The organism is Escherichia sp. E2586, from assembly GCF_005781105.1.
GTDB lineage: Bacteria > Pseudomonadota > Gammaproteobacteria > Enterobacterales > Enterobacteriaceae > Escherichia.
The window spans coordinates 31,351-57,089 of sequence record NZ_VATN01000010.1 but is presented as its reverse complement, the minus strand read 5'-3'; the positions used below and the strand labels follow the sequence as shown (position 1 = coordinate 57,089).

Sequence of the window (25,739 nt, the reverse complement as noted above, 5' to 3'; positions counted from 1 at the left end):
CCCGTATTATGTGAAGTAATGGTAACGCGCGGTAGTTAAATAAAGCTTAAAAAAAGAGAGTCTAATCGCCGATTAATGTAAGAATGTGCTTAAGGCGCAAAAATTGCTTTCTCGTTAGCCGCGCTTTTATTAAACTTTGCGCGATTATTATTGGCGAAGAAATTGCATGCAAAATAGATTAGCTAATGGTGCCAGACTTGGACGTCAGGCATTACTTTTCCCTCTCTGTCTGGTGCTCTACGAATTCTCAACCTATATCGGTAACGATATGATTCAGCCCGGTATGTTGGCCGTGGTGGAACAGTACCAGGCGGGCATTGATTGGGTTCCTACCTCGATGACCGCGTACCTTGCGGGTGGGATGTTTTTACAGTGGCTGCTGGGACCATTGTCGGATCGTATTGGTCGCCGTCCGGTGATGCTGGCGGGCGTCGTGTGGTTTATCATCACTTGTCTGGCAATATTACTGGCGCAAAACATTGAACAATTCACGCTGTTGCGCTTCTTGCAGGGCATAAGCCTCTGTTTCATTGGCGCTGTGGGTTACGCCGCAATTCAGGAATCCTTCGAAGAGGCGGTTTGTATCAAGATCACCGCGCTGATGGCGAACGTGGCGCTGATTGCTCCGCTACTCGGCCCGTTGGTGGGGGCGGCGTGGATCCATGTGCTGCCCTGGGAAGGGATGTTTGTATTATTTGCCGCATTGGCAACGATCTCCTTCTTCGGTCTGCAACGTGCCATGCCAGAAACCGCCACGCGTATAGGAGAGAAACTTTCGCTGAAAGAGCTCGGGCGTGACTACAAGCTGGTGCTGAAGAATGGTCGCTTTGTTGCGGGGGCGCTGGCACTGGGGTTTGTTAGTCTGCCGTTGCTGGCGTGGATTGCCCAGTCGCCGATTATTATCATAACCGGCGAGCAGTTGAGCAGCTATGAATATGGTTTGCTGCAAGTTCCCATTTTCGGCGCATTAATTGCGGGGAACCTACTGCTGGCGCGACTGACCTCGCGTCGCACCGTACGTTCGCTGATCATTATGGGCGGTTGGCCGATTATGATTGGTCTGTTGGTCGCCGCTGCGGCAACGGTCATCTCATCGCACGCGTATTTGTGGATGACCGCTGGGTTAAGTATTTATGCTTTTGGTATTGGTCTGGCGAATGCGGGACTGGTGCGTCTGACGTTGTTTGCCAGCGATATGAGTAAAGGTACGGTTTCTGCGGCGATGGGGATGTTGCAAATGCTGATTTTCACTGTCGGTATTGAGATCAGTAAACACGCGTATCTGAACGGCGGCAATGGTCTGTTTAATCTCTTCAACCTTGCCAACGGAATTTTGTGGCTGCTGCTGATGTTTATCTTTTTAAAAGATAAACAGGTAGGAAATTCGCACGAAGGGTAAAAAAATGCCTGATTGCACAATGCAATCAGGCATTTTCGTATTAATGGTGATGGTCATCGATCTGATGTTCGATAACCATTCCTTCGCCAATGCTGGCAAGGTGACGAACATACGGATGTGGACGGTAAGCCGGAGCAGGAGCCACATAGACGGTTTGCGGCACAGTAGCGACACTGACGGCTTGTGGAACGCTGACAGAATCAGGGACCACTACCACTTTGTATCCACTTGGCACATCGACGGTAACGCTTTGCGCCATCGTTGCACCGGCAAAGCTCATGAGAAACGCGCCCAGCAAAACATAATTCTTCATAATCATTTCGCCTGAAATAATCCGGTGAGTTAATTTCTGCGAATTATGCAGCCTTCATTCAGGCGTTGTGTTGCCGGGCGTGCTGCCGTTTTATTGATTAAATGGCGCTTCGTGTTTAAGAACTTTATCAATCACGTCCAGTACGCCTTCACGGTTATTGGAACCTGCACGATATTTCGCCGCTGCAACAACCGCGCTGCCGGCATTTTCCATTGCGAAGCTGTACCCTGCCTGACGCAGCATCTCAATATCATTACCGCCATCGCCAAAGACCACGACTTCGCTGTCGTCTATTCCCCATAATTTCTGGAGTTGACGCAGGCCATTGGCTTTATGCACGCCGGGGATGATTAAATCGATGCTGCCGTTGCCGGTATGCACTGGCACCATAATATCGCCGATGGCTTCATGTAATGCTTTCTGCACTTGTGGAATCAGTTCATCGGAAAGATTCAGGCCAAACTTGAAGAAGATATCTTCTAGGTTGTCAAAGTTATCGACGTATTCCAGACGGTGATAATACATTTCCGCCACGGTTTTCATGGCATCGTCATATTTTTTGAGGGTATAGGCGCTATTTTTGCCGCAGGCAATAATCTCCACTTCCGGGCGCGTCAGCAAATGCGCCACGACAGTGGCAAAAGCATCTTTCGATAGCTCACCATTAAAAACATCTTTGCCTTCGCTCACTACCCAGCCGCCATTTTCCGCCACAAAAGCAATTTCATCGGCAATTTCGGGGAAGAATGAGATCAACTGATAATATTGATTCCCGCTGGCAACCACAAAGCGAATACCTTGTGCTTTCATCTGCTGATATTGGGCCATAAACCGCTCGCGGTTATAGGTTTTTTGATCGCTTAAGAAAGTACCGTCCATGTCTACCGCAATTAATTTAATGCCCATCAACTATTCTCCATCGCAGTCTGCGTTTTTGTATTGGGTTTGGCGACGGCTTTTGCGACGATAGCCGCGAGAATAACCAGCGCCAGTACAACCAGCATTGCACTACGTAATCCATAATGTTCGCCGAGATAGCCCAGCAGTGGCGGCCCGACGAGGAAAGCCAGATAACCGGTCGTGGCCACTACGCTGACACGGGTTGGCGCATCGGGGCCGGTATCACTGGCGGCTGAAATGGTCAGCGGGAAGCCCAGCGAGGCGCCCAGTCCCCAAAGAACGACAGATACCCCGGCGACCCAGGCGCTATCAACAAAAATAATTAGCCCGATACCCAACGCACCCATTAGTGCACTGGCACGTACCACGGCAACGCGGCTGTAGCGATCAATAAACCAGCCGCCGGTAAAACGTCCAACGGTCATCCCCAATGTGAAACCTGCGTATATCAATGAGCCGGACGTTGGGCTAAATCCGTGGCCATCAACCATTAATAAGGGTAACCAGTCGTTGGCAGAACCTTCTGCAAAAGCCATTGCCAGCACCACGACACCAATTAATAGCAACTGAATATCACGATAAAAAGGAACCCCTTTTTCACTATGCTGCGTGCCATCGGCAGCATTTTTTCCCGTACCGTCAGGGATTGCCTGAATAGCGATATAAATAGGCGCGATGCCCACCAGCGCCGCCAGCAAAATGTGAACAGTTGCCGGAACTCCAAAGGCCGTCAGCGCCATCCCTACACCAGCCCCCGCCAGCGTACCGAGACTGTAGAAGCCATGCATCATCGGCAAAACCGTTTTATTCATTTCTCGCTCAACGGCAGCACCTTCAACGTTTATCGCCACTTCTGCGGAACCAAAACTGGCGCCAAAAACGCCAAGACCAACGGCAAAGAGCACAGGAGATGTCAGCCAGAGCGCCAGACTTAATATCATCATCCCGATCAATGCGCAGGACATCGTGACCAGGATGACATTACGCGTCCCAAAGCGTTTTACTAACCACGCCGAGCAGAGAATGCCGCTCATCGAACCGATTGACAGACCAAAGAGCACTCCGCCCATTTCGGCGATAGAGACAGAAAGAATGTCGCGGATAGCGGGCGTTCTGGTTGCCCAGGAAGCCATTAGAAGGCCCGGCAAAAAGAAGAACATGAACAGCGCCCAGGTACGGCGTTTCAAGGCATTACGTGAAGAATTTACTGTCATAGATCACGTCAAAAAAAGAAGAGAGAAGACAACCTTAGCAAGGTTGTGTACATTTGTACACAATTGCAGAGAGAGGAAATGACATGCGTCGCGCTAACGATCCACAACGGCGAGAAAAAATCATCCAGGCCACTCTCGAGGCGGTGAAACTTTACGGAATACATGCCGTGACGCACCGTAAAATAGCTACCCTTGCTGGGGTACCGTTAGGGTCGATGACCTACTATTTTTCAGGAATTGATGAGCTATTGCTGGAGGCGTTCAGTAGCTTTACGCAGACTATGTCACGGCAATATCAGGCATTTTTTCTCGATGTCAGAGATGCCCCCAGCGCCTGCCAGGCCATCACAGAAATGATCTACAGCTCGCAGGTTGCAACGCCGGACAACATGGAACTGATGTATCAACTCTACGCGCTGGCCAGTCGAAAACCGTTATTAAAAACAGTGATGCAAAACTGGATGCAGCGCAGTCAGCAAACACTCGAACAATGGTTTGAACCTGGAACGGCCCGGGCTCTGGATGCTTTTATTGAAGGGATGACGCTGCATTTTGTCACTGACCGTAAGCCGCTATCGCGCGAGGAGATTTTACGGATGGTGGCACGAGTGGCGGGGCAGGAGATAAATTTCAGGCAACAAAAAACCCATCAACCTTGAACCAAAATGGCGGGGTTGATGGGCTCCACAAAATGGGGACATCAAAGAAAAGCAGTGGCACTAATTAAGACTGATGCCCCAAAGAAAAGTTCGCCGATTGTACAAAAAAATTTCATTTTCAGGGCAACTTCAGTTTTATCCGAGTCCTGGCCATACCATGACAATGATTGTCCCGGCCAGCGTTAGCAGTACGTTAGCTATTGCATAAGTGCCCGCATAACCTAAGGCTGGGATGTTACTGCGTGCGGTGTCGCTGATGATCTCCATTGCCGGCGCACAAGTACGCGCGCCCATCATCGCGCCGAACAGGAGTGCGCGGTTCATACGCAGTACATAAGCGCCGAACAGGAAGCAGATAACCACCGGTACCAGACTGACAATCAATCCGGCAATTAACATCTGACCACCGATCGCGCCCAGGCCGTTATTAATGCCGCTACCGGCGCTTAAACCAACGCCTGCCATAAACACCATCAAGCCGAACTCTTTCACCATGCTTAACGCCCCCTGCGGAATGTAACCGAAGGTCGGGTGGTTAGCGCGCATAAAGCCCAACATAATGCCGGCGAATAACAAGCCAGCAGCGTTACCCATGCCAAAGCTAAATGTACTGAACTGGAAGGTAATCATCCCGATCATCAGGCCAATAACAAAGAACGCGCAGAATGCCAGCAGGTCTGTGACCTGGCTGTGAATCGAGATAAAGCCGATGCGGTCAGCAATGGTTTTCACGCGACGGGCATCGCCGCTCACCTGCAAAACATCACCTTTATTAAGCACAACGTTGTCATCAATTGGCATCTCAATCTGGCTGCGGATGACGCGGTTAAGGAAGCAACCGTGATCGGTCAACTTTAGTTGTGCCAGACGTTTACCTACCGCGTTATGGTTTTTGACGACGACCTCTTCAGTGACAATACGCATGTCGAGAAGGTCACGATCAAAAACTTCTTTACCGTTACGGAAGCTGGGATCGAGGCGGGCATGGGCGTCTGGATATCCCACTAACGCTATCTCATCGCCCATTTGCAGTACGGCGTCGCCATCTGGATTTGCCAGAATCCCGTTACGACGAATACGTTCAATGTAGCAACCGGTTTGACGATAAATACCCAATTCACGCAGATTTTTGCCGTCGGTCCAGGCCACCAGCTCCGGGCCGACACGGTAGGCGCGGATCACCGGCAAATAAACTTTGCGGCTGGCATCGGTGTCCAGGCCACGTTCGCGAGCGATTTGTTGGGCGCTGGTCTGTAAATCCTGATGTTGCAACTTCGGTAAATAACGTGCACCGACAATTAAACTCACCAGGCCAATTAAATAGGTTAACGCATACCCAAGGCTTAGATTATCCAGTGCCGTGGTGAGCTGTCCGCTTTCCATACCGGAATGGCGTAATGTGTCGCCAGCACCGACCAGAACCGGTGTCGATGTCATGGAGCCAGCCAACATACCGGCCGTCAGACCGATATCCCAGCCAAACAGCTTACCCAACCCTAAGGCGATCGCCAGCGCACTGCTAACCATCACCAGAGCTAACATTAGGTAATTTTTCCCATCGCGGAAAAAAATGGAAAAAAAGTTGGGTCCGGCTTCGACCCCGACGCAGAAAATAAACAACATAAAGCCAAGATTAAGCGCGTCGGTGTTAATGCTGAAATGTTGTTGCCCTAATAGTAACGATACGACTAAAACGCCAATGGAATTACCCAGTTGGATTGAACCAAGTCGTAATTTTCCTAGACATAGTCCAAGCGCAAGGACTACAAATAATAACAGAATGTAATTCCCATTTAACAATTCGGCGACGTTTATATTCACGGAGACTAACTTCTTGTTTACGAGTAAGCTGTTGAAAGAAATGGTAATTTAAGATAATGTTTTTACCTGAAATCAGGGCGCGAATTCATTCAGCGCACTTAAGCAATAGTAAAGAAACAATATATTTTACTAGTGTAATCACATTAAGTACCAACGGCTATAAAAATTGCGTTGGCCTATATTAGCATGGAATGCGAAGCGGCTTTATCTTACTGAACGCCATAGTGGCGAAAATGTGTTCGATAGAGGCAGTGTCAGGAGGAGCGAGTGAAACATAAACAACGTTGGGCGGGGGCAATCTGCTGTTTTGTCCTCTTCATTGTAGTGTGCCTGTTCCTGGCGACGCAAATGAAAGGCGCTTTTCGGGCTGCCGGGCATCCTGAAATCGGCTTGCTGTTTTTCATTCTTCCTGGAGCAGTTGCCAGCTTTTTTTCGCAGCGTAGAGAAGTCCTTAAACCGCTGTTTGGCGCAATGCTGGCGGCACCGTGTTCTATGTTAATTATGCGTCTGTTTTTTTCACCAACACGCTCATTCTGGCAAGAGCTGGCATGGTTATTGAGCGCCGTATTCTGGTGTGCGTTGGGGGCGTTGTGTTTCTTGTTTATTAGTAGTTTGTTCAAGTCACAGCACAGAAAAAATCAATAAAGCCCTCAAACAGAGAGGGCTTATCCGGCAATCAGGCTTCAAGATTCTCTTTCACCCAGGCAGCAAAATCGGTATAGCCGCCGATGTGTTGCTGATCGACAAAAATCTGCGGTACGGTTTCTACTGGTTTACCTGCTTTCTGTTGTAAATCTTCTTTGCTAATCCCTTCTGCACGAATATCAACATACTGATATTCAAAGTCATCGCGTTCATTACTTAGTTTGTCTGCCAACTCTTTAGCACGCACGCAGTAAGGGCAACCCGGACGACCAAAAATAACGGTTTGCATTGTTTCTCTCCTCATCTGTTTATGTCCGCCATGATTACGCCAAAATTTACTCGCTGAAAGTAGGTTTAACCTGTTGCATTGATTGCTTAAAGCTATAACTGAAGCACAACGCAACGAAAGGTTTTAAAATAGCAATTCACTTTGCAGAGGGAAGCTTATGCGCGCGATCGGTAAATTACCTAAAAGCGTGTTGATACTGGAATTCATCGGCATGATGTTACTGGTGACGGCGCTGCTGTCGTTAAGCCATTACCTTTCGCTTCCGGTGCCGTTTTCGACGCCAGAGATACAAATTCTGATGATTTTTCTCGGTGTTTTGCTCATGCTTCCCGCTGCGGTGGTGGTTATTCTTCAGGTGGCAAAACGGCTTGCCCCACAACTGATGAACCGTCCACTGGAATCTTCACGTTCAGAAAGAGAAAAAGATAATGACGCCAACCATTGAACTTATTTGTGGCCATCGCTCCATTCGCCATTTCACTGATGACCCCATTTCTGAGGCGCAGCGTGAGGCGATTATCAACAGCGCCCGAGCGACTTCCAGTTCTAGTTTTTTGCAATGCAGTAGCATTATTCGCATTACCGATAGAACGCTACGTGAAGAACTGGTAACGCTGACCGGCGGGCAAAAACATGTGGCGCAAGCGGCGGAGTTCTGGGTGTTCTGTGCCGACTTTAACCGTCATTTACAGATCTGTCCGGATGCACAACTTGGCCTGGCGGAACAACTGTTGCTCGGTGTCGTTGATACGGCGATGATGGCGCAAAATGCGTTAACTGCAGCGGAATCTCTGGGATTGGGCGGAGTATATATTGGTGGCCTACGCAATAATATCGAAGCAGTGACAGAACTGCTGAAGTTACCGAAGCATGTTTTGCCGCTATTTGGTCTGTGTCTTGGCTGGCCTGCGGATAAACCGGATCTCAAACCGCGTTTACCCGCCTCTATTGTGGTGCATGAAAACAGCTATCAACCGCTGGATAAAGACGCTCTGGCGCAGTATGACGAGCAACTGGCGGAATATTATCTCACCCGTGGCAGCAATAATCGTCGGGATACCTGGAGCGATCATATTCGTCGGACGATTATCAAAGAAAGCCGTCCTTTTATTCTCGATTATTTGCATAAACAAGGTTGGGCGACGCGCTAAAACCGTAACGCCGATGTATGATACGCGGGCTTTTGACCAGGTCTGACAGAGAGGTGCAGGGTGAAAATTGCCATATTGTCCCGGGATGGAACGCTCTATTCGTGTAAGCGGCTGCGTGAAGCCGCTATACAGCGCGGTCACCTGGTTGAAATTCTCGATCCGCTTTCTTGCTATATGAACATTAATCCTGCGGCGTCTTCTATTCATTATAAAGGCCGCAAGCTACCCCATTTTGACGCGGTGATCCCGCGCATTGGCACCGCCATTACCTTTTATGGGACTGCGGCGTTACGCCAGTTCGAAATGCTGGGGAGCTATCCGTTGAACGAATCGGTTGCGATTGCCCGTGCGCGTGACAAATTGCGTTCCATGCAACTGTTAGCGCGACAGGGCATTGACCTGCCTGTAACAGGCATGGCGCATTCGCCGGATGATACCAGCGACTTAATCGAGATGGTCGGTGGTGCACCGCTGGTGGTCAAGTTGGTCGAAGGCACGCAGGGGATTGGAGTGGTGCTGGCGGAGACGCGTCAGGCAGCAGAAAGCGTAATTGACGCTTTTCGCGGTCTTAATGCGCATATTCTGGTGCAGGAATATATAAAAGAAGCAAAAGGCCGTGATATTCGTTGTCTGGTCGTTGGCGATGAAGTGGTCGCGGCAATTGAACGGCAGGCGAAGGAGGGCGATTTTCGTTCCAATTTGCATCGTGGCGGCGCGGCGAGCATTGCCAGTATTACGCCGCAGGAGCGTGAAATCGCCATAAAAGCCGCACGAACGATGGCGCTGGATGTTGCTGGCGTGGATATTCTGCGAGCAAATCGCGGACCGTTGGTGATGGAGGTGAATGCGTCGCCTGGTCTGGAAGGGATAGAGAAAACCACCGGTATCGACATCGCGGGTAAAATGATCCGCTGGATTGAGCGCCACGCCACGGCAGAATATTGCTTAAAAACCGGTGGTTAGTCGCAATAACGTGACTGATCATGGTTTTGCCTGCGCTTTTTGCGTAAGCTGTGCCAGTCTTTTTATCGGAAGAGGTTGTACAAAATTATGACATCGCTGGTCGTTCCTGGTCTGGATACGTTGCGTCAATGGCTCGATGACCTGGGGATGAGTTTTTTTGAATGTGATAACTGTCAGGCGCTACATCTGCCGCATATGCAGAATTTTGACGGTGTCTTTGATGCCAAAATCGACCTGATTGATAACACGATCCTGTTTTCTGCCATGGCGGAAGTCAGACCTTCAGCCGTGTTGCCGCTGGCGGCGGATTTGTCGGCCATCAATGCCAGTTCGCTGACTGTGAAAGCATTTCTTGATATGCAGGATGATAATCTGCCAAAGCTGGTGGTTTGCCAGTCTTTATCCGTTATGCAGGGCGTAACCTATGAACAATTTGCATGGTTCGTACGCCAGAGTGAAGAGCAGATTTCGATGGTCATCCTTGAAGCCAATGCCCATCAACTGCTGTTGCCGACTGACGATGAAGGGCAAAATAACGTTACCGAAAACTATTTCCTTCACTGATAATTCTTTTTGAGCACGCAGTCGCTGCCGCAGTGACTGCGCATTATAATATTTCCTGCTAAATTTAACCTTCCATTAAAGGTTTTTTCACTTGCCTTATGCCGAATTTGCTTTATCACATAGAGCAAATGCGCATAAAAATTTGTTAAATACTGTTTTTTAATTACAGCTATAGTTTCAAACCCTGGCTAAAGTTATTCTTGCAAGGCTTTTATATAGCGAGCAATGCTGGCCGGGAGAGAGTTCTCTTTTCTTGCGCCGCGCCGATAAAAAATATGCACGTTTATTGCATATCTTTCAGTGTGACAACTTTTGTTCGTTTGTTAACGAACTTTCAGAAGGAAAGAGATATGACCGCCTTAAATAAAAAATGGCTATCGGGTCTGGTTGCAGGTGCTCTGATGGCCGTCTCTGTCGGCACGCTCGCGGCTGAACAAAAAACACTCCACATCTATAACTGGTCTGATTATATCGCCCCAGATACAGTGGCAAATTTTGAAAAAGAGACGGGTATAAAAGTCGTCTACGATGTTTTCGATTCCAACGAAGTATTGGAAGGCAAGTTAATGGCGGGGAGCACCGGCTTTGATCTTGTCGTTCCATCAGCCAGTTTTCTTGAACGCCAGCTGACTGCTGGTGTATTCCAGCCGTTGGATAAAAGCAAATTGCCAGAATGGAAGAATCTCGATCCAGAACTGTTGAAGCTGGTGGCAAAACACGATCCCGACAATAAATTTGCCATGCCGTATATGTGGGCGACCACCGGAATTGGCTACAACGTCGATAAAGTCAAAGCGGTACTGGGCGAAAACGCGCCAGTCGATAGCTGGGACTTGATCCTCAAACCTGAAAATCTGGAAAAACTGAAAAGCTGCGGAGTCTCGTTCCTCGATGCGCCGGAAGAAGTGTTTGCCACCGTGCTGAATTATCTCGGCAAAGATCCCAACAGCACCAAAGCGGATGATTACACTGGCCCGGCAACCGATCTGCTGTTAAAGCTGCGTCCAAATATTCGTTATTTCCATTCATCTCAATACATTAACGATCTGGCAAACGGCGATATTTGCGTCGCTATTGGCTGGGCGGGTGATGTGTGGCAGGCGTCAAACCGCGCGAAGGAAGCGAAGAATGGCGTGAATGTCTCGTTCTCGATTCCAAAAGAAGGGGCGATGGCATTCTTTGATGTATTCGCCATGCCTGCGGATGCCAAAAATAAAGACGAAGCCTATCAGTTCCTGAATTACCTGCTGCGTCCGGATGTAGTAGCGCATATCTCCGACCATGTGTTCTATGCTAACGCCAATAAAGCAGCCACGCCGCTGGTGAGTGCAGAAGTCCGTGATAACCCAGGAATTTACCCGCCTGCGGACGTTCGCGCCAAAATGTTCACACTACAAGTGCAGGATCCAAAAATCGATCGAGTGCGCACTCGCGCCTGGACCAAAGTGAAGAGCGGAAAATAATCTGCTGTTGTAGATGCCGGACGGGTGCACCACACCCGCCGGCAATTCGCACCATCATGGTGCGCTTGCACACATTCAATGCCGGAGAGCAGCCGTGAATGACGCTATCCCTCGCCCGCAGGCGAAAAGTCGTAAGTCGCTGACACCACTATTAGAAATCCGTAATTTGACCAAATCCTACGATGGTCAACATGCGGTCGATGATGTCAGTCTGACCATTTATAAAGGCGAAATCTTTGCACTGCTGGGCGCATCCGGCTGTGGTAAATCCACGCTGCTACGTATGCTGGCAGGTTTTGAACAACCTTCTGCCGGGCAGATTATGCTTGATGGCGTCGACCTGTCACGGGTTCCTCCTTATCTACGCCCCATCAATATGATGTTTCAGTCTTACGCGTTGTTTCCCCATATGACCGTGGAACAGAACATCGCCTTTGGCCTGAAGCAGGACAAATTGCCAAAAGCGGAAATTGCCAGCCGGGTCAACGAGATGCTCGGACTGGTACATATGCAGGAGTTCGCCAAACGCAAACCGCACCAGCTTTCCGGTGGCCAACGTCAGCGTGTGGCCCTGGCCCGAAGCCTTGCCAAGCGCCCGAAACTATTACTGCTCGATGAGCCGATGGGCGCGCTGGATAAAAAATTGCGTGACCGGATGCAGCTTGAAGTGGTGGATATTCTGGAGCGTGTCGGCGTGACCTGCGTAATGGTGACTCACGATCAGGAAGAGGCGATGACCATGGCGGGGCGTATCGCCATTATGAATCGCGGGAAATTTGTTCAGATTGGCGAGCCGGAAGAGATTTACGAGCATCCGACTACCCGCTACAGCGCCGAGTTTATTGGTTCAGTCAACGTCTTTGAAGGGCTACTAAAAGAGCGTCAGGAAGACGGCCTGTTGCTCGATTCACCGGGGCTGGTCCATCCGCTGAAAGTCGATCCGCTGGCGTCAGTGGTCGATAACGTGCCGGTACATGTGGCGCTGCGACCGGAAAAAATCATGCTTTGCGAGGAGCCGCCCGCCAATGGTTGTAACTTCGCGGTGGGGGAGGTGATACACATTGCCTATCTCGGCGATCTTTCGGTGTATCACGTTCGTCTGAAAAGCGGGCAGATGATTAGCGCCCAGCTACAAAACGCGCATCGTCACCGCAAAGGGCTACCGACCTGGGGTGATGAAGTTCGTTTATGTTGGGAAGTGGACAGTTGTGTGGTGCTGACGGTTTAAGGAGCAAAGATGAGTACACTTGAACCTCCTGTCCAGCCGGGCGGGTTAAAACAGTGGCTTACGCAGTGGCAGATGAAGCACGGGCGCAAACTGGTGATTGCCCTGCCGTATATCTGGTTAATTTTGCTATTCCTGCTGCCATTTCTGATTGTCTTTAAAATAAGTCTTGCAGAGATGGCGCGAGCTATTCCGCCTTATACCGAACTGATGGAGTGGGCCGACGGGCAACTGTCAATCACTCTTAATCTCGGTAATTTTCTGCAACTTACCGACGATCCGCTCTATTTCGATGCTTATCTCCAGTCGTTACAGGTGGCAGCGATTTCGACCATCTGCTGCTTATTGCTTGGCTACCCGCTGGCGTGGGCGGTGGCGCACAGTAAACCCTCGACCCGCAATATCTTATTGCTGCTGGTGATCCTGCCGTCGTGGACCTCGTTTCTGATCCGCGTTTATGCCTGGATGGGAATATTAAAAAACAATGGCGTTCTGAATAACTTCCTGCTGTGGCTGGGTGTTATCGATCAACCGCTGACCATTCTGCATACCAACCTGGCGGTCTATATTGGCATTGTTTACGCCTATGTGCCGTTTATGGTGCTGCCAATCTACACCGCGTTGATGCGTATTGATTATTCGCTGGTGGAAGCGGCACTGGATCTCGGTGCACGACCGCTGAAAACGTTCTTTACCGTGATCGTGCCACTCACCAAAGGCGGAATTATTGCCGGATCGATGTTGGTCTTTATTCCTGCGGTTGGCGAGTTTGTGATCCCGGAACTGCTCGGCGGTCCGGATAGCATCATGATTGGCCGCGTGCTGTGGCAGGAGTTCTTCAATAACCGTGACTGGCCTGTCGCCTCGGCAGTGGCGATTATCATGTTGTTGCTGCTAATCGTGCCTATTATGTGGTTCCACAAGTATCAGCAAAAAAGTGTGGGAGAACACGGATGAATAATTTACCGGTCGTTCGTTCGCCCTGGCGGATTGTGATTTTGCTGCTGGGCTTCACCTTTCTTTATGCGCCAATGCTGATGCTGGTTATCTATTCATTTAACAGCTCGAAGCTGGTGACGGTGTGGGCGGGCTGGTCAACGCGTTGGTACGGTGAGTTATTGCGCGATGACGCAATGATGAGTGCGGTTGGTTTAAGCCTGACAATTGCGGCCTGTGCGGCGACGGCGGCGGCGATCCTCGGGACAATTGCGGCGGTGGTGCTGGTGCGCTTTGGCAGGTTTCGCGGATCAAATGGTTTTGCCTTTATGATCACCGCGCCGCTGGTGATGCCAGATGTCATCACGGGCTTGTCGCTGTTGTTGTTATTCGTCGCGCTTGCTCATGCCATTGGCTGGCCTGCGGACCGCGGTATGCTCACCATCTGGCTGGCGCATGTCACTTTCTGTACGGCTTATGTGGCAGTCGTTATTTCGTCGCGTCTGCGGGAACTGGATCGATCGATAGAAGAAGCGGCGATGGATCTCGGTGCGATGCCGCTGAAAGTGTTTTTCGTCATTACGCTACCGATGATTATGCCGGCGATCATTTCTGGTTGGTTACTGGCTTTTACCCTGTCGCTTGATGATCTGGTGATTGCCAGCTTTGTTTCCGGGCCGGGAGCCACCACGTTACCGATGCTGGTCTTCTCCAGCGTGCGGATGGGGGTGAATCCAGAAATTAACGCACTTGCAACGTTAATTCTCGGTGCGGTCGGAATTGTCGGATTTATCGCCTGGTATCTGATGGCTCGCGCAGAAAAGCAGCGGATACGCGATATCCAGCGTGCAAGACGTGGCTGAAGACACTAAAATTTGCCAACCTGGCTACATAATGCCGCGCATGTCGCGGCATTGTTTTCATGGAAGACGAACCGTTGGGATTTTTTAAGAAAACATCTTCATCACATGCTCGCCTGAATGTGCCTGCGCTGGTGCAGGTGGCGGCGCTCGCCATTATTATGATCCGTGGCCTCGACGTGTTGATGATTTTCAATACATTAGGCGTGCGCGGTATTGGCGAGTTCATTCATCGCAGCGTACAAACCTGGAGTTTAACACTGGTCTTTTTAAGCAGTCTGGCGCTGGTTTTTATTGAGATCTGGTGTGCGTTTTCGCTGGTGAAAGGGCGTCGCTGGGCGCGCTGGCTGTATCTGCTGACACAAATCACGGCCGCCAGTTATTTGTGGGCGGCTTCGCTGGGTTATGGTTATCCGGAGTTGTTCAGCATTCCCGGTGAATCAAAACGTGAAATCTTCCATAGTCTGATGCTGCAGAAGCTGCCGGATATGCTCATCCTGATGCTGCTGTTCGTTCCCTCGACCAGTCGGCGGTTCTTCCAGTTGCAATAATGTGTATAATCGTCGCCCCTGATGATGTGAAGGTCAATGTATGCAGTGCGCACTTTACGACGCGGGTCGCTGTCGTTCCTGTCAGTGGATAACGCAGCCGATACCACAGCAACTCTCCGCTAAAACCGCCGATCTTAAGAATCTGCTGGCCGATTTTCCGGTTGAGGAATGGTGCGCGCCGGTGTCTGGCCCGGAACAAGGGGTTCGTAATAAAGCCAAAATGGTGGTGAGTGGCAGTGTTGAAAAACCACGGCTCGGAATGCTGCATCGCGACGGCACGCCGGAAGATCTTTGCGATTGCCCGCTTTATCCTGCCTCATTTGCGCCCGTTTTTGCGGTGCTAAAACCGTTTATCGCCCGTGCGGGGTTAACGCCCTACAACGTGGCGCGTAAGCGTGGCGAACTGAAATACATTCTGCTGACTGAAAGCCAGAGTGATGGCGGCATGATGCTGCGCTTTGTACTGCGTTCTGAAACCAAACTGGCACAACTGCGTAAGGCATTGCCGTGGTTACAGGCACAATTGCCGCAGCTGAAAGTCATTACCGTCAATATTCAGCCGGTACATATGGCGATTATGGAAGGGGAGACGGAGATCTACCTGACGGAACAACAGTCGCTGGCAGAGCGTTTTAACGATGTGCCGCTGTGGATCCGCCCGCAAAGTTTCTTCCAGACTAATCCGGCGGTCGCCAGCCAGCTGTATGCCACCGCGCGCGACTGGGTACGGCAGCTGCCGGTTAAACATATGTGGGATCTGTTCTGCGGCGTGGGTGGTTTTGGTTTACACTGCGCGACGGCTGACATGCAGTTAACCGGGATCGAAATTGCGCCAGAAGCCATTGCCTGTGCGAAGCAATCAGCCGCTGAACTGGGCTTAACGCGTCTGCAATTTCAGGCGCTGGATTCCACTCAGTTTGCCGCCGCTCAGGGAGAGGTGCCGGAGCTGGTGCTGGTTAACCCGCCGCGCCGCGGCATTGGTAAACCGCTGTGTGATTATCTCTCAACGATGGCACCACGTTTTATCATTTACTCCAGCTGTAACGCTCAAACGATGGCGAAAGATATTCGCGAACTGCCTGGTTATCGCATTGAGCGGGTACAGCTTTTTGATATGTTCCCGCACACCGCGCACTATGAAGTGCTGACGCTGCTGGTGAAGCAATAAAAAAGCCGCAGGTGCGGCTTCAGATTGCTGATCAGGTGCGCTTTGTTCATGCCGGATGCGGCGTGAACGCCTTATCCGGCCTACAAAATCATGCTAAATCAATACATTGCAGAGTTGATGCGGGCCTGATAAGCGTAGTGCATCAGGCAATCTTACTTTTGTCATCAGTCTCAATTACTGCGGGAACCACTGGTCATTGATTTTCTGATATGTGCCGTCTGCTTTAATCGCTGCCAGCGCGTTATTCAGTTTTTCCAGCAGAGCTTTGTTATCAGGACGTACAGCGATACCCAGGCCGGTGCCGAAGTATTGCGGATCGGTCACTTTCTCAGTCGCAACGCCCAGTTGCGGATTGGTTTTCAGCCATTCGTTCACCACCGCGGTGTCACCAAATACCCCATCAATACGGCCATTTTTCAGATCGATAAAGGCATTCTGATAACTGTCATAGGAGACAGTTTTCACTTCCGGGTGCTGATCCTGAATATATTTCTGGTGCGTGGTGCCGTTTTCCATCCCAATACGTTTACCTTTCAGATCGGCAAACGTTTTGTAGGTATCTTTTTTGGCAATTACGACGGCTGAGTTTTCATAGTAGGGCGTGGTAAACGATACCTGCTTGCTACGCTCTGGCGTGATATCCATACCGGAGATAACGGCGTCATATTTTCTGAATTTCAGCGACGGGATCAGGCTGTCGAACGCGTGATTAGTAAAAGTACATTCTGCCTGCATTTGTTTGCACAAGGCTTTTGCCAGGTCGATATCAAAGCCGACAATCTGGTTATTGGCATCCATCGACTCGAACGGAGGATAGGTCGCTGATACGCCAAAATTGATTTTCTCCGCGGCAGAAGCGCCGAACGCACAGGATGCAAGTAAAGCGGCAAGAACTAACTTTTTCATGATGGAACTCCCGTCTGTCAATCTTATGATTTTTGGCCGTGTCTGCGGCATGGGATAACAATGCCATTAAGTGAATTTATATGCAATAAATATGATTAAATAATTTAAATGGAATAAAAAAAGACGGACAACTTAGTGGATTGCCCGTCTTCATTATAAGAATTTATGCACTATGTGGGTTATGTGCTGGTGTTTGATGCGACGCTGACGCGTCTTATCAGACCTACAAATCATCCAGCTAATGTACGCCGCATCCGGCATCAGCACGCAGCCATATTAATTCCGTCGCTCAAACGCCAGCGCTTTACGCTCGATCAGGCGCATCATCAGCGTCAGCAGGCCGTTAACGATCAGGTAAATAATCCCCGCCGCGCCAAATACCATCACATCGTAGGTGCGCCCGTACAACAACTGGCTGTAACCCATCACTTCCATCAGCGTAATGGTGTAAGCCAGAGAGGTACTTTTGAACACCAGCACCACTTCGTTGGAATACGAAGAGAGTGAGCGTTTAAAGGCATACGGCAGCAGGATCGCCAGCGTGTCTTTTTTGCTCATTCCCAGGGCGCTACAGGATTGCCATTGACCTTCCGGGATCGCGCGGATCGCGCCGTAAAACAGTTGCGTGGTATACGCCGCACTGTTCAGCGACAACGCAATCAGTGCACACAGCCACGGTTCTGACAGTAAATGCCACAGTGCCGGATATTCCTGCAACGTCGGGAACTGGCCCGGCCCGTAATAAATCAGGAAGATCTGCACCAACAGCGGCGTACCGGTAAACAGCGTGATATAACCCCGCACCAGCCATACCAGCACTGGCGTTTTCAGCGTCAGAATGATGGTAAAAATTAACGCCAGAATCAGCGCTACAATCAGCGAGGCAACGGTTAGCGTCAGGCTGGTGTGCAGCCCTTTCATCAGTTCGGGTAAATACTCAAACATTAGCTGGGCCTCCGCTCAAAACGTGTCGCGCGCAGGTCAATGCGTTTGAGAATGTACTGACTCAATAGAGTAATCACCAGGTAAATCGCCGCCGCCACAATGTACCAGGTAAATGGTTCCTGGGTACGGGTAGCGATGCTTTTGGTTTGTAGCATTAAATCATTCACACTAATCAAACTGACCAGCGCGGTATCTTTCAGCAGCACCAGCCACTGGTTACCGAGGCCAGGCAACGCATGACGCCACATCTGCGGCATCACCAGGCGGAAAAAAATAGCCGATTTCGACAGCCCCAGCGCCTGACCGGATTCCCACTGGCCAACTGGCACCGCTTTTAATGCACCGCGCAGCGTTTGCGAGGCATAGGCGGCATACAACAGCGACAGAGCGATGACACCACAAAGGAACGGGCTAACGTCGAAGTTCTCGATGTCCATCTGCACCGGGATCTGTACAATCCCAAGATTGATGGTGAAGCCATCCGAAAGCGTCAGCAGCAGCTGTGAGGAGCCAAAATAGATAAACAGCACCACCAGAATTTCTGGCAGGCCGCGCAGAACCGTCACTAGCGCAGAACCTGCCCACGCGACAGGACGCCATTTTGCCGACTCCCATACCGCAAAGAACATCGCCAGCGCCAGTCCGACAATCAATGCACACACGGCAAGGCCGACGGTCATCCCGGCGGCGCTTGCTAAAGGAAAAAATTCATTCATCAGGAATTACTTCTGGAACCATTTGTTGTAGATGGTTTCGTAAGTGCCATCTTTCTTCACTTTTTCCAGCGCAGTGTTGAGTTTCTGCTGCAGTTCAGTGTTGCCCTGACGTACCGCAATGCCGAGGCCAGTACCGAAGTAATCTTTGTCGGTCACTTTGTCGCCCACTGCCGCCAGTTTCGGGTTATCTTTCAGCCACTCGGTGACCACCGCGGTGTCTCCGAAGACGCCGTCGATACGACCGTTTTGCAGATCCAGTTTTGCGTTCTGGTAGCTGTCATACGGCACGGTGGTGATTTCCGGATGCTTATCCATAATGAACTTCTGGTGCGTCGTCCCGTTCTGCACGCCGACTTTTTTGCCTTTCAGCTGATCAACGCTGGTGTATTTACCCTGCTGACCAACAAACAGTGCGGAGTTGTCATAGTACGGGGTGGTAAACAGTACCTGCTTTTCACGTTCCGGGGTGATATCCATCCCGGCCATCACCGCTTCTACGCGACGGAATTTCAGGCTTGGGATCAGGCTGTCAAACGCCTGGTTAGAGAAAGTGCAGGTCGCATCAATTTCTTTACACAGCGCCTGCGCCAGGTCGACGTCAAAACCGACGATCTGGTTGTTCGCGTCTATAGATTCAAACGGAGGATAGGAGGCTTCGGTAGCAAAACGAATGGTTTCGGCAGCTGTGGCGGAAAGACTAAAACCTGCAATTAGCGCGGCAATCAGAACTTTTTTCATTGTTGTTATCCCGAATCTTAGTGAGAGAGATAGTTTTTAAATGCTTCGGTTTGCGGCTCGGTAAAGCAGCTCGCGTCGCCTTGTTCTACGATGTGACCGTTTTCCATATACACCACACGGCTGGCGGTTTTACGCGCCACTTCAACTTCGTGGGTGACGATCACCTGGGTAATATTCGTTTCCGCCAGCTCACGAATAATGCTGACGATTTGTGCGGTAATTTCCGGATCCAGCGCGGCGGTCGGTTCATCAAACAGCAGTACCTGCGGTTCCATCATCAGCGCGCGGGCGATAGCGACACGTTGTTGCTGACCACCAGACAGGTGCAGCGGGTAACGATCGCTATAAGGTTTGAGACGCAGACGTTCCAGCAGTTTTTCTGCACGGGCCAGTGCCTGATCTTTACTCAACCCCAGCACGCGGCAGGGCGCTTCAATCAGGTTTTGCTGTACCGTCAGATGCGGCCATAGGTTGTATTGCTGAAACACCATCCCGACGTTACGACGCAGCTCGCGGATCGCTTTGTCAGATGGCGTTTTAGTGAAATCGAAATGGTTGCCTGCGATGTTGAGCGTACCGGAGCGCGGCATCTCTAGCAGATTGAGTACACGCAGCAGCGAGCTTTTCCCCGCGCCGCTGGGGCCAAGTAACACCAGCGTTTCGCCTTGCGGGCAATCCAGCGTGATATCGAACAGCGCCTGATGCGCGCCGTAGAAGCAATTAATGCCGTTTAATTGAATACTCATTGACACTCGTATACTGGCAGTCGGATAGCTATTGAAGTCGAAGATAGTACCTTTGACAGAATAATTATGCAATATTTCTGCTTTAAAAGTTAAAAGCAAAGCGCATTATTCAATAAACATAGCACAAAATAACGGCGGCGAAGGGCGGCGAGCATAAATGTCGGCATTCTTCACAGAATGCCAGACAATTTATGGGGGTTATCGTTTAATCAAGGTTTTAGCGGTTCTCAACGGACTGGCGCAGAGTGCCGGCAGGTGCGTGTACGCTGCCACCTAAATAGCGCACATCGTCGATCACCCAACACTGTCCTTCCTGAATCATCAGCACTTCATCCTGCCAGCGCTGGTGGCCTTGTTTCAGATTCACCCGCAGCGGAATATTGCGCGCATCGCGATTTGGGATGGTCGAGGCGCTGGCAACTTGTGCGCTGTCAGGCAAAGTGGTGCGACTGGAGAACGGATCGCTGCTTAATAATTCACGATGGCTGTTATCGCGGCTGGCATTACTCAGCAAAGTTGCCAGTTTGTCACTTAAATATGGACGCAGAGCGGTAATGTCGTTACTGCGGTGCGAAATGCGATAGTCATAAAACTGCTGGGCCACGCTGTCAGGTCCGCCCTGAACGCAAGATCCCGTACGGGGGCCATTATCTTTATAGGCAGGCGTGACGGTGGTACAAGCACTGAGTAACAGTGCGCAAGGGATAAGCATAGTCAATTTGCTGTAGCGCATAATGATTTCCTTATAAGCGAACACCTTGAAAGCGTTCTACGATAATAATGATATCCTTTCAATAATAGCGTATCAGTCCGATAATGCTTTGAAGATCGAAGGCTTAGCAAACAAGGAGATCGATCATGCAATTTTCCACAACCCCAACACTTGAAGGTCAGACCATCGTTGAATATTGCGGCGTGGTGACCGGCGAAGCGATTTTAGGCGCTAACATTTTTCGCGATTTCTTTGCGGGGATCCGCGATATTGTTGGCGGACGTTCCGGTGCGTATGAAAAAGAACTGCGTAAAGCGCGGGAGATAGCCTTTGAGGAACTTGGTGAGCAGGCGCGAGCGCTGGGGGCTGACGCCGTGGTCGGCATTGATATCGACTACGAAACGGTCGGGCAAAACGGCAGTATGCTGATGGTTAGCGTCAGCGGAACGGCGGTGAAAACGCGTCGATGAGCAGAGTCTTCTGGCTGGTTGCCGCCGCTTTGTTCCTGGCTGGGTGTGCAGGCGAAAAAGGCATTGTCGAGAAAGAGGGATACCAGCTTGATACCCGACGCCAGGCGCAGGCGGCGTATCCGCGCATTAAAGTGCTGGTGATCCACTACACCGCAGAGGACTTTGATACGTCACTGGCGACACTGACCGATAAGCACGTAAGTTCGCATTACCTGGTTCCTGCCGAGCCACCACTTTACAACGGCAAGCCGCGTATCTGGCAACTGGTACCGGAACAGGAACTGGCCTGGCATGCGGGGATTAGCGCCTGGCGCGGGGCAACGCGCCTTAACGACACCTCTATTGGCATTGAGCTGGAAAATCGCGGCTGGAAAACATCAGCGGGGGTGAAATATTTTGCGCCATTTGAACCGACACAAATTCAGGCGCTCATTCCACTGGCGAAGGATATTATCGCCCGCTATCACATCAAACCGGAAAACGTAGTAGCTCATGCAGATATTGCGCCGCAGCGCAAAGATGATCCCGGTCCATTATTTCCCTGGCAGCAACTGGCACAAGAGGGGATTGGTGCCTGGCCTGATGCGCAGCGGGTGAACTTTTATCTTGCCGGGCGCGCGCCGCACACACCGGTAGATACCGCCTCATTGCTGGAACTGTTGGCCCGTTACGGCTATGACGTGAAACCAGAAATGACCCCTGGCGAACAGCAACGAGTGATTATGGCGTTCCAGATGCATTTCCGCCCGACGTTATATAACGGCGAAGCGGATGCAGAAACTCTGGCAATTGCACAAGCGTTGCTGGAGAAATACGGTCAGGATTAGCGCGGCAGTTTTCCGTGGTCGCGTAACCAGGCGGCAGTTTTCTCGATCCCTTCATCCAGCGTGATGACAGGCTGATAACCTAACTCTTCCTGTGCACGCGTAATATCCAGCGTAAAGTCAAAATTCAACTTGGAGACGCCGTAGTGGGTTAGCGGCGGCTCTTTCGCTGACTTGCGGCCTAAACGCTCCATGCTGCGGGCGATCATATCCAGCATCGGGTAGGGAATTGAACGAATACGACAATCAATATTCAGTTCGTCGATGAGCTTCTGCACGATGCTGCGCAGTGTACGATGCTCACCATTGGTAATGTTGTATGCCCTGCCGGAAGGCAGTTTGTCGCAGTTTTCCTGGCTCGCCAGCCACATGGCATGCACGGCATTTTCGTAGTAGGTCATATCGACCAGCGCACTGCCGCCGTGCGGTAACAGAATGCTGCCGTAGTGGTGCATCATATGCGCCAGGCGGGGGATGAACACTTTATCGTGCGGTCCGAACAGACTTTGTGGACGCAGAATAGTAAAGCGTGTTTGTGGATTCGCCTGCGAAAGCATATTAATCACTTCTTCGCTGGCAGCTTTGCTGCGGGCAAACTCGTTAGCGAAGCGGTGAGGGCGAAAATCTTCTTTGATATCCCGGTGGTGATGATAGTCGAAGTACAGTGAAGGCGAAGAAATATGAATAAAGTTACGCACTCCCCAGGCAACAGCCCATTCGCCCAGGCGACGCGTAGCGCGAACGTTGGCCAGGTCGAAAGCCTGCTGCGTTCCCCACGGCGAGGTAAAGCTGGAGCAGTGCCACAGCGTATCAATGCCTGCGAGCATCACTTTAGCCTGCGATGAGACAAGTTCGGTCAGATCCGCCCGGACAAACTCGGCACCCATTTTTTCCAGTAATTTGCCCATCGCTTCGTTGCGACCGGTCGCTCTCACGCTGATGCCTTTCTGGCATAAAAATTCAACCGCGTTTCGACCTAAGCCGCTGGTAGCGCCGGTAACCAGTACCTTCATATCATTCCACTGTTGTTGATAAGTCGACGTGCGCATTCTTTCGTGATTTCCCCCTTGATGCAATGGGAAACATGAAAGAATCACGCAGGTTTTTTTCGATTAATCTGTGATTTGTTCTGCAAGTCTGGCGATTCGTTTTGCCATACCGCGAAAAATAAACAGATGTGCAGGGATCATGAAAAGCCAGTAAAACAAGCCTGGCATGCCGTGCGGATGCCAGAAAGCGCGAACGTCTATGGTGCGGTAGTCGCCTTTATCTTCCAGCGTAAAACAAAGCCGCCCCAGTCCCGGTGCTTTCATACCAAATAACAACGTAAGTTGTTTTTCCGCTTCAACGACAATCACTTTCCAGCTATCTACCGCATCGCCCGTCTGCAAATATTCCCGCTCAGGGCGACCTTTCGCCAGTTTATGACCGATCGCGCGGTCCATCAGCGCACGGGTCTGCCACAAAATATTGCCAAAGAAATAACGTTCTTTACCGCCGATTTGATTGACTACCCGCCATAGCGCGTGAAGGCTGGCGGACGTTTTAACCGTAAAACCGGCTTGTTTGGCGAAGTAACCGTATTCTGGTCGCCAGCGAGCAAAAGCCTGCGCGTCATATCCCCAGTCGCTGGAGTTGACCAGTTTTTCTTCCTCTTTCAATGTGCTACGTACCGCATCATCGAAAGCGATCAGCGGTTGTGGAATGAGTGCACGTAACGCGGTGTCATCTGCCAGCAGATCGTGTTTCAGCCCCTGAATCAACGCGTTGGCGGTGGTGGGCGGTACGGAAGTAATCACATTGAGAAACCACACCGAAATCCAGCGGGTGGGAAAGGGGATGGGGATCAACCAGCGGCGCTTACCGCTCACGGTCATAAAATGTTCAAATTGTTGTTGATAACTGAGCACCTCTGGCCCGGCGGCTTCGAAGACCCGATGTTCGCAGGCCGGATGATCTAACAGCGCCACCAGATAGTGCAGCAGGTTTTCCAGCGCAATAGGCGTGGTGCGTGAACGGACCCAGCGAGGCGGTGTTAACACTGGCAGGTTGTAAACCATATCGCGCATCACTTCAAACGCCGCAGAACCTGCACCAACGATAATTCCGGCCCGCAGTTCGGTCACTGGTACATTCGCTTCACGAAGAATGTCCGCCGTGGCCTGACGAGCACGCAGATGGTCCGACTGCTCATGTGGCGGAGCCTGCAACGAACTGAGAAAGATGACTTGCTTAACTGGCACTTCGCGTAGCGCATCGCGGACGTTGAGAGCCACCTGCCGCTCCTGAGCGATAAAATCGCCGCCTTCGCCCATGCTGTGCACCAGAAAATAGACGGTATCGATATCCTGCAACAGGGCCGGAAGGTTATCCGGCCAGCTGAGATCGACTTTATGGCAACTGACGTTTGCCAGTTGCAGCTTTGCAAGCCTGTCGACATGACGTGCCGCCGCCAGGATCTGATGCCCTTGCTGGCTGAGTGTACGCACCAGATGCTGACCAATGTAGCCACTGGCACCGAGAACTAAAATGCGTTGCGGCACGTCTCTCTCCTTAACGCGCCAGGAATGCGCGCCAATGGGCGGCGACTTCTGCCAGTTGTTCACGCGAGACGTCGAGATGCGTCACCAGGCGGACAATCGGCGAGGCGTTAATCAGCACGTTTCTCGCTTTCATGTATTCGCCTAACGCGGCAGCATTTTCTTCCCCGACGCGAACAAACAGCATATTGGTGTCCTGACGCATCACATCCGCGCCTGCTTCACGCAGCTGCTCCGCCATCCAGGCGGCGTTATCGTGGTCTTCCTGCAAGCGTGCGACGTTATTTTTCAGCGCATACATCCCGGCGGCTGCCAGAATCCCGGACTGGCGCATCCCGCCGCCGGTCATTTTCCGCCAGCGGATGGCACGTTTAATGTAGTCACGGTTACCGACCAGTAACGAACCGACTGGCGTACCAAGACCTTTCGACAGACAAATGGTGAACGAATCACAATATTGCGTGATCTCTTTTAGTTCGCAGTCATAAGCCACGATGGCGTTAAAGATGCGCGCACCGTCAACATGCAGCGCCAGATTGCGCTCACGGGTAAATTCCCATGCTTCTTTCAGGTATTCACGCGGCAGCACTTTGCCGTTGTGGGTGTTTTCGAGACTGAGCAATTTGGTGCGGGCGAAGTGAATATCGTCGGGTTTGATTTTCATCGCCACTTTATCCAGCGGTAACGTGCCGTTGGCGTCAGCGTCGATGGGTTGCGGTTGAATACTGCCCAGCACTGCTGCGCCACCGGCTTCAAACAGATAGTTATGCGCCGCCTGACCGACAATATACTCTTCGCCGCGTTCGCAGTGACTGAGCAGAGCGACCAGGTTGGCCTGAGTGCCGGTAGGCAGAAAAATGGCGGCTTCTTTACCGGAAAGCGCTGCCGCATAGTCCTGCAGAGCATTAACGGTAGGGTCGTCTCCGTAAACGTCGTCCCCAACCGGGGCGGCCATCATCGCGTCGAGCATGGCGCGGCTCGGTCGGGTAACGGTATCACTGCGTAAATCAATCATGGCATG

At 51.1% G+C, this 25,739-nt stretch carries 29 protein-coding genes; 15 read left to right on the top strand and 14 right to left on the bottom strand.

The genetic code is table 11. The annotated features are described in order from the left end of the window. Positions 1-166 precede the first annotated feature (166 nt). A complete protein-coding gene (gene mdfA / locus FEK50_RS12635) occupies positions 167-1,399 on the top strand; it encodes a multidrug efflux MFS transporter MdfA (protein WP_130205191.1) in 1,233 nt (410 codons plus the stop codon). 40 nt (positions 1,400-1,439) lie between these two features. Here the strand turns inward: mdfA and FEK50_RS12630 are convergent, their stop codons facing one another. The 3 genes from FEK50_RS12630 to FEK50_RS12620 all read right to left on the bottom strand — a co-directional run bounded on the left by FEK50_RS12630 (position 1,440) and on the right by FEK50_RS12620 (position 3,826). Beyond that, entirely contained in the window at positions 1,440-1,718 is a 279-nt protein-coding gene (locus FEK50_RS12630; protein ID WP_131162164.1) for a hypothetical protein, read from the bottom strand. An 84-nt stretch (positions 1,719-1,802) separates the two neighbouring features. Continuing rightward, complete coding sequence (gene ybjI / locus FEK50_RS12625; protein ID WP_130205195.1) at positions 1,803-2,618, bottom strand: 5-amino-6-(5-phospho-D-ribitylamino)uracil phosphatase; 816 nt, start codon at positions 2,616-2,618, stop codon at positions 1,803-1,805. Next, positions 2,618-3,826, bottom strand: coding sequence for an MFS transporter (locus FEK50_RS12620; protein ID WP_131162165.1), 1,209 nt, complete (start codon positions 3,824-3,826; stop codon positions 2,618-2,620). The genes ybjI and FEK50_RS12620 overlap by 1 nt, the downstream gene beginning before the upstream one ends. An 83-nt stretch (positions 3,827-3,909) precedes the next feature. Here FEK50_RS12620 and rcdA point away from each other — a divergent pair, with 83 nt between their 5' ends. Further along, complete coding sequence (gene rcdA / locus FEK50_RS12615; RefSeq protein ID WP_130214746.1) at positions 3,910-4,485, top strand: DNA-binding transcriptional regulator RcdA; 576 nt, start codon at positions 3,910-3,912, stop codon at positions 4,483-4,485. Positions 4,486-4,620: 135 nt separating this feature from the next. Here the strand turns inward: rcdA and FEK50_RS12610 are convergent, their stop codons facing one another. Continuing rightward, on the bottom strand, positions 4,621-6,306 hold the full coding sequence (locus FEK50_RS12610) for an aspartate:alanine antiporter (RefSeq protein ID WP_131162166.1): 1,686 nt from the start codon (positions 6,304-6,306) through the stop codon (positions 4,621-4,623). Positions 6,307-6,573: 267 nt separating this feature from the next. Here FEK50_RS12610 and FEK50_RS12605 point away from each other — a divergent pair, with 267 nt between their 5' ends. Next, complete coding sequence (locus FEK50_RS12605; protein WP_130205203.1) at positions 6,574-6,951, top strand: inner membrane protein YbjM; 378 nt, start codon at positions 6,574-6,576, stop codon at positions 6,949-6,951. Positions 6,952-6,982: 31 nt separating this feature from the next. On the opposite strand, the gene FEK50_RS12600 is transcribed toward FEK50_RS12605, so the two are convergent. Next, positions 6,983-7,240 carry a GrxA family glutaredoxin gene (locus tag FEK50_RS12600; RefSeq protein ID WP_130205205.1) on the bottom strand — a complete coding sequence of 86 codons (258 nt, stop codon included), beginning with the start codon at positions 7,238-7,240 and terminating at the stop codon, positions 6,983-6,985. A 157-nt stretch (positions 7,241-7,397) separates the two neighbouring features. Between FEK50_RS12600 and FEK50_RS12595 the strand changes: the two genes are divergently transcribed. The 10 genes from FEK50_RS12595 to rlmC all read left to right on the top strand — a co-directional run bounded on the left by FEK50_RS12595 (position 7,398) and on the right by rlmC (position 16,121). After that, positions 7,398-7,685 carry a DUF1418 family protein gene (locus FEK50_RS12595; RefSeq protein WP_130205207.1) on the top strand — a complete coding sequence of 96 codons (288 nt, stop codon included), beginning with the start codon at positions 7,398-7,400 and terminating at the stop codon, positions 7,683-7,685. Beyond that, the gene (nfsA, locus tag FEK50_RS12590) at positions 7,669-8,391 is read left to right on the top strand and encodes a nitroreductase NfsA (RefSeq protein ID WP_130205209.1); all 723 of its coding nucleotides are present in this window, start codon (positions 7,669-7,671) and stop codon (positions 8,389-8,391) included. The genes FEK50_RS12595 and nfsA overlap by 17 nt, the downstream gene beginning before the upstream one ends. A 60-nt stretch (positions 8,392-8,451) precedes the next feature. Beyond that, complete coding sequence (rimK, locus tag FEK50_RS12585; RefSeq protein ID WP_130205211.1) at positions 8,452-9,354, top strand: 30S ribosomal protein S6--L-glutamate ligase; 903 nt, start codon at positions 8,452-8,454, stop codon at positions 9,352-9,354. A gap of 87 nt (positions 9,355-9,441) precedes the next feature. Further along, positions 9,442-9,918 carry a YbjN domain-containing protein gene (locus FEK50_RS12580; RefSeq protein WP_000203025.1) on the top strand — a complete coding sequence of 159 codons (477 nt, stop codon included), beginning with the start codon at positions 9,442-9,444 and terminating at the stop codon, positions 9,916-9,918. 350 nt (positions 9,919-10,268) lie between these two features. Continuing rightward, a complete protein-coding gene (gene potF, locus FEK50_RS12575; RefSeq protein WP_130205213.1) occupies positions 10,269-11,381 on the top strand; it encodes a spermidine/putrescine ABC transporter substrate-binding protein PotF in 1,113 nt (370 codons plus the stop codon). A gap of 94 nt (positions 11,382-11,475) precedes the next feature. After that, a complete protein-coding gene (potG, locus tag FEK50_RS12570; protein ID WP_130214734.1) occupies positions 11,476-12,609 on the top strand; it encodes a putrescine ABC transporter ATP-binding subunit PotG in 1,134 nt (377 codons plus the stop codon). A 9-nt stretch (positions 12,610-12,618) separates the two neighbouring features. After that, complete coding sequence (gene potH, locus FEK50_RS12565) at positions 12,619-13,563, top strand: putrescine ABC transporter permease PotH (protein ID WP_130205217.1); 945 nt, start codon at positions 12,619-12,621, stop codon at positions 13,561-13,563. Next, positions 13,560-14,405, top strand: coding sequence for a putrescine ABC transporter permease PotI (gene potI, locus FEK50_RS12560; protein WP_130258187.1), 846 nt, complete (start codon positions 13,560-13,562; stop codon positions 14,403-14,405). Before potH ends, potI begins: the two co-directional genes overlap by 4 nt. Before the next feature lie 59 nt (positions 14,406-14,464). Further along, on the top strand, positions 14,465-14,953 hold the full coding sequence (locus FEK50_RS12555) for a YbjO family protein (RefSeq protein WP_130205221.1): 489 nt from the start codon (positions 14,465-14,467) through the stop codon (positions 14,951-14,953). A 40-nt stretch (positions 14,954-14,993) separates the two neighbouring features. Beyond that, positions 14,994-16,121 carry a 23S rRNA (uracil(747)-C(5))-methyltransferase RlmC gene (rlmC, locus tag FEK50_RS12550; protein WP_131162167.1) on the top strand — a complete coding sequence of 376 codons (1,128 nt, stop codon included), beginning with the start codon at positions 14,994-14,996 and terminating at the stop codon, positions 16,119-16,121. 174 nt (positions 16,122-16,295) lie between these two features. On the opposite strand, the gene artJ is transcribed toward rlmC, so the two are convergent. The 6 genes from artJ to FEK50_RS12520 form a co-directional block, all read right to left on the bottom strand. Continuing rightward, entirely contained in the window at positions 16,296-17,027 is a 732-nt protein-coding gene (gene artJ, locus FEK50_RS12545) for an arginine ABC transporter substrate-binding protein ArtJ (protein WP_130222142.1), read from the bottom strand. A gap of 276 nt (positions 17,028-17,303) precedes the next feature. Beyond that, positions 17,304-17,972: an arginine ABC transporter permease ArtM gene (artM, locus tag FEK50_RS12540; protein ID WP_000464489.1), complete on the bottom strand. Its 669-nt coding sequence runs from the start codon at positions 17,970-17,972 to the stop codon at positions 17,304-17,306. Next, entirely contained in the window at positions 17,972-18,688 is a 717-nt protein-coding gene (gene artQ / locus FEK50_RS12535; RefSeq protein WP_130205229.1) for an arginine ABC transporter permease ArtQ, read from the bottom strand. The genes artM and artQ overlap by 1 nt, the downstream gene beginning before the upstream one ends. 6 nt (positions 18,689-18,694) lie before the next feature. Then, complete coding sequence (gene artI / locus FEK50_RS12530) at positions 18,695-19,426, bottom strand: arginine ABC transporter substrate-binding protein ArtI (RefSeq protein ID WP_000756569.1); 732 nt, start codon at positions 19,424-19,426, stop codon at positions 18,695-18,697. Between the two features lie 17 nt (positions 19,427-19,443). Then, complete coding sequence (gene artP, locus FEK50_RS12525) at positions 19,444-20,172, bottom strand: arginine ABC transporter ATP-binding protein ArtP (protein ID WP_000027211.1); 729 nt, start codon at positions 20,170-20,172, stop codon at positions 19,444-19,446. A 217-nt stretch (positions 20,173-20,389) separates the two neighbouring features. After that, the gene (locus tag FEK50_RS12520; protein ID WP_131162168.1) at positions 20,390-20,905 is read right to left on the bottom strand and encodes a lipoprotein; all 516 of its coding nucleotides are present in this window, start codon (positions 20,903-20,905) and stop codon (positions 20,390-20,392) included. Between the two features lie 125 nt (positions 20,906-21,030). Here FEK50_RS12520 and FEK50_RS12515 point away from each other — a divergent pair, with 125 nt between their 5' ends. Next, on the top strand, positions 21,031-21,354 hold the full coding sequence (locus FEK50_RS12515; RefSeq protein WP_001160732.1) for a heavy metal-binding domain-containing protein: 324 nt from the start codon (positions 21,031-21,033) through the stop codon (positions 21,352-21,354). Beyond that, the gene (locus tag FEK50_RS12510; RefSeq protein WP_130222139.1) at positions 21,351-22,181 is read left to right on the top strand and encodes an N-acetylmuramoyl-L-alanine amidase; all 831 of its coding nucleotides are present in this window, start codon (positions 21,351-21,353) and stop codon (positions 22,179-22,181) included. The genes FEK50_RS12515 and FEK50_RS12510 overlap by 4 nt, the downstream gene beginning before the upstream one ends. On the opposite strand, the gene FEK50_RS12505 is transcribed toward FEK50_RS12510, so the two are convergent. The 3 genes from FEK50_RS12505 to ltaE all read right to left on the bottom strand — a co-directional run bounded on the left by FEK50_RS12505 (position 22,178) and on the right by ltaE (position 25,733). Further along, on the bottom strand, positions 22,178-23,191 hold the full coding sequence (locus FEK50_RS12505; RefSeq protein WP_130260063.1) for an NAD(P)-dependent oxidoreductase: 1,014 nt from the start codon (positions 23,189-23,191) through the stop codon (positions 22,178-22,180). The two genes, FEK50_RS12510 and FEK50_RS12505, sit on opposite strands and share 4 nt — an antisense overlap. Positions 23,192-23,290: 99 nt before the next feature. After that, entirely contained in the window at positions 23,291-24,721 is a 1,431-nt protein-coding gene (locus tag FEK50_RS12500) for an SDR family oxidoreductase (RefSeq protein ID WP_131162169.1), read from the bottom strand. Between the two features lie 10 nt (positions 24,722-24,731). Then, positions 24,732-25,733 carry a low-specificity L-threonine aldolase gene (gene ltaE, locus FEK50_RS12495; RefSeq protein ID WP_131162170.1) on the bottom strand — a complete coding sequence of 334 codons (1,002 nt, stop codon included), beginning with the start codon at positions 25,731-25,733 and terminating at the stop codon, positions 24,732-24,734. Between the last annotated feature and the right edge of the window lie 6 nt (positions 25,734-25,739).